The 3,572-nt window shown below is 55.9% G+C and carries 5 protein-coding genes; all 5 read left to right on the top strand.

Annotated features, from left to right (window positions below; all coding sequences use genetic code 11):
* The first annotated feature begins 74 nt into the window (after positions 1–74).
* Positions 75–395 (top strand): septum formation initiator family protein, encoded by a 321-nt coding sequence (locus Q0F21_RS06365; RefSeq protein WP_038973856.1) that lies wholly within the window; start codon positions 75–77, stop codon positions 393–395.
* Positions 395–775, top strand: coding sequence for a hypothetical protein (locus Q0F21_RS06360; protein WP_297238412.1), 381 nt, complete (start codon positions 395–397; stop codon positions 773–775). The genes Q0F21_RS06365 and Q0F21_RS06360 overlap by 1 nt, the downstream gene beginning before the upstream one ends.
* Complete coding sequence (locus Q0F21_RS06355; protein WP_297238410.1) at positions 772–1,554, top strand: polyprenol monophosphomannose synthase; 783 nt, start codon at positions 772–774, stop codon at positions 1,552–1,554. Before Q0F21_RS06360 ends, Q0F21_RS06355 begins: the two co-directional genes overlap by 4 nt.
* On the top strand, positions 1,514–2,893 hold the full coding sequence (locus tag Q0F21_RS06350; RefSeq protein WP_297238409.1) for a dihydroorotase: 1,380 nt from the start codon (positions 1,514–1,516) through the stop codon (positions 2,891–2,893). The genes Q0F21_RS06355 and Q0F21_RS06350 overlap by 41 nt, the downstream gene beginning before the upstream one ends.
* On the top strand, positions 2,890–3,572 hold a 683-nt coding region (locus Q0F21_RS06345), incomplete at its 3' end, for a putative porin (protein ID WP_363282709.1). The genes Q0F21_RS06350 and Q0F21_RS06345, both read left to right, overlap by 4 nt.

Below are 3,572 nucleotides of genomic sequence, written 5' to 3'. Positions count from 1 at the left end.
ATTATTTAGTACATTTGTAGTCAGTTAGTACTACATTCACTGAACTTGATCGGCTCTTTTATCGGACTACAATTATGTCAGTAAGGGATTTTTGGCAGAGGGTGAGAGACTTCCTGAGCAAGGTTAATCCTCTCTTCCTCATGACTGGTCTATTTGCGGTTGTACTGGTGGTGCCGGGCCAGCACAGCATCTGGTCTCAGATCAAGACCTCCCGGCAGCTGAAGGAGAAGCAAGAGGAGTATCAGTATTATAAGGATGAGATCAAGAAGTCTCAGAAGCACCTCGACGAGATCAAGTACAAGCGTGACATGCTCGAAAAGTACGCAAGAGAGCGCTATCTGATGAAGGAGGAGGACGAGGATCTCTACTTGCTCACAGACCCGGACAAAAAGTAATGACAGACCTACAGAGTGGCGGTCAGAAGGGACCGCACAATACCATCAGCAGCAGCCTCTACCCGGTCGGCTTGATTGCCTGCGCCCTCGGAGCCATCCTCCATATATGGCTTCCCCTGGTTGGCGGCTGGACCCTCTTCGGAGGCGGACTCCTGATCATCATCAGCCACATCGCCGATGCTCGCCGAGTGAGTAACCTCGGCGTACGTGCCAAGCGACTGATGCGGATGAACTTCCTCGGCGCTGCCATGTATATGATCGCCGGGGGCTCCGCCGTCGAGGGCAGGAGCATGTGGATCCTCTTCTTTGTCATAGGCACAGTCTTCGTCGCCTATACGTTTTTTGCCCTCAGTCACACTGATAAAGAGAATAAACTATGACTCGTCAGCTGGTCATCATACCTACCTATAATGAGATAGAGAATATCCGCGCCATCACGGCTGCGGTACTGGAGCTGAGCGATCCCTCCTTCGACATCCTCGTCGTGGACGATGGATCGCCCGATGGCACCGGTGCCGAGGTTACCAAGATTGCGGAGGAGCAGCCGGGTCGGGTCTTCCTGCTCAGCCGCAGCGGTAAGCAGGGACTGGGGACAGCCTACATTGCCGGCTTCAAGTGGGCTCTCAAGCACGACTACGACTACATCCTGGAGATGGATGCCGACTTTAGCCACGACCCCAAGTCTCTCCCTAAGCTCTATGAGGCGTGCCACAGCGGAGGGGCTGACGTGGCGGTGGGGTCGAGGTACCTGACCGGGATCAATGTGGTCAATTGGCCCCTCGGTCGTGTGCTGATGAGCTACTTCGCCTCCCTCTACGTCCGTACGGTCACGGGGATGAAGGTTTATGACGCCACAGCCGGCTTTGTCTGCTACCGAGCCGAGGTGCTTCGGACGATCGACCTGGACAAGATCCACTTCAAGGGGTACGCCTTCCAGATCGAGATGAAGTACACCGCGACGCTCTGTGGCTTCAAGATACAGGAGGTGCCGATCATCTTCGTAAATAGGCGACTTGGTGTCAGCAAGATGAGCTCCGGGATCTTTGGCGAAGCCTTTTTCGGTGTGCTGAAGATGCGCTACTGGTCACTCACCCATAAGATACCCAAGACTACAGGATATGAGAAGAGACGAGAAGAGACTACTGATCCACAACGCTGAGATCGTCAATGAGGGCGAGTCCTTCCGCGGCTCTATCCTCATCACTGGGGAGCGCATCACGGATATCGTCCGCGAGGATGAGCCCCTACCCTCTGCCGACGAGACCATCGAGGCGGAGGGGCTGCTCTGTCTGCCGGGAGTAATCGATATGCATGTCCACTTTCGGGAGCCGGGACTGACCGCCAAGGGCTCGATCACCTCAGAGAGCGGTGCTGCTCTACTGGGAGGGGTCACCTCCTATGCGGAGATGCCCAATACCCTCCCGCAGACCATCACACTGGAGACCTGGGAGGATAAGATGAGACGCGCCGAGGAGGAGTCGATGGGGAATTACTCCTTTATGTTCGGCGCTACGAATGAGAATGTCGACCTGCTCTCAAGGCTTGATCTGAAGCACACCCCGGGGGTGAAGGTCTTTATGGGCTCCAGCACCGGCAATATGCTGGTCGACGCTCCGGAGACACTCCGACGGATCTTTGCTGAGTGTCCTACACTGATCTGCATCCATAGCGAGGATGAGGGAATCATCCGGGCCAATAAGGCGAAGTATACAGCACTATACGGAGACGACCCGGAGGTAAAGTTTCATCCCCTCATCAGGAGTCGCGAGGCGTGCTATGAGTGCAGTAGGCGAGCGGTTGCCATGGCGGAGGAGACAGGGGCGAGACTTCATATTCTCCACCTCTCCACGGAGGACGAGCTGTCACTGCTGAAGCCTCGTACTGCAGAGGGATTTAGGAGCAAGCGGATCACCGGTGAGGTCTGCGTGCACTACCTCTGGTTTACTGACAAGGACTACGAGCGACTTGGGGCAAGGGTAAAGTGGAATCCCGCCATCAAGACTGAACACGACCGAGCTGCCCTGAGATCCGCCATTAATAGCAGTCTCGTCGATGTGGTTTCGACTGACCACTCTCCCCACCTGCCGGAAGAGAAGGTGGGTGGCGCACTCGGTGCCAAGAGCGGTGGACCGCTGGTGCAGTTTTCCCTACCCCTTATGCTGGAGCTTGTCCACGAGGGAGTCTTCCCGATCGAGCGGGTTGTGGAGTACATGGCGCACAATCCCGCCCTACTCTACGGCATCGAGGAGCGAGGATTTATCCGTAAGGGCTACTATGCCGATCTGGTGCTGGTAGACCCTCATCAGAGTACCACAGTGACGAAGGAGGTGATCCGGAGCAAGTGCGGCTGGAGTCCCTTCGAGGGAGAGACCTTCCACACCAGCGTGGTCGGGACGATACTCAATGGAGCTCCGGTGGTGAGAGGAGGAGTGCTCAATGAAGAGCTAGCTCTCCACTCAAAGAGAGCTCTCACCTTTGGCAACCGTCTTACGAGATGAACCGGAGGAGCCTCTTACATACCCTTGCAGTCTGCTGCCTGCTGCTCCTCTCCCGCGGAAAGGCACTGGGACAGATCGACATAGACAAGCAACTTCGGGACCGTATCATCGCCCCGGACTCATTGCTCAATGACGACACCGATGCCGATCGGCATGGGACGCTCGAGAGTTACTATCTGACCGGTCGCACGGGAGACCTAAGACCGGCACCCCTTGATACCCTCAAGCTCAATTCGTTCCGACGGGAGCACATCGAGGGCAGGAGCATCGCAGAGAGCTACTTAGGCACTTATGCAGGGCCCTATCAGTCTAAGGTCTACTTCGATCAGCCGATCGACCAGTGGGGAGACTTCTACTACCTGGCGCCCTACTTCCACCTCCTCCGGAGAGGGACCATGGCGAGGTACTTCGACACAAAGGTTCCCTACACATTCCTCAGTGTGCAGAAGCTGGGCGGATCCAATGAGCTGGAGCAACTTCTCCATGCCCTCTTTACGACAAACCTTGGTCCCAATGTCAATCTCGGCGGTGAGGCTGAGATAGACAAGGCCAATGGGGTTTACAATAACACCGCCTCGCAGTCGCTTACGTACCGTATCTTCGGCTCCTACACCAAGGGGCGGTATGAGCTCTTTGCCGAGGTGGGGAATACCAACGTCATCAATCAGGAGAATGGCGG

This window comes from uncultured Porphyromonas sp. (genome assembly GCF_934359325.1).
In the GTDB taxonomy this organism is placed as follows: domain Bacteria; phylum Bacteroidota; class Bacteroidia; order Bacteroidales; family Porphyromonadaceae; genus Porphyromonas_A.
This window is presented reverse-complemented; position numbering and strand designations above follow the sequence as displayed.

Coding starts and splice junctions, on each gene's coding strand:
- Q0F21_RS06350 (WP_297238409.1), top strand. CDS start 1,514: ATGAGAAGAGACGAGAAGAGACTACTGATCCACAACGCTGAGATCGTC.
- Q0F21_RS06360 (WP_297238412.1), top strand. CDS start 395: ATGACAGACCTACAGAGTGGCGGTCAGAAGGGACCGCACAATACCATC.
- Q0F21_RS06365 (WP_038973856.1), top strand. CDS start 75: ATGTCAGTAAGGGATTTTTGGCAGAGGGTGAGAGACTTCCTGAGCAAG.
- Q0F21_RS06355 (WP_297238410.1), top strand. CDS start 772: ATGACTCGTCAGCTGGTCATCATACCTACCTATAATGAGATAGAGAAT.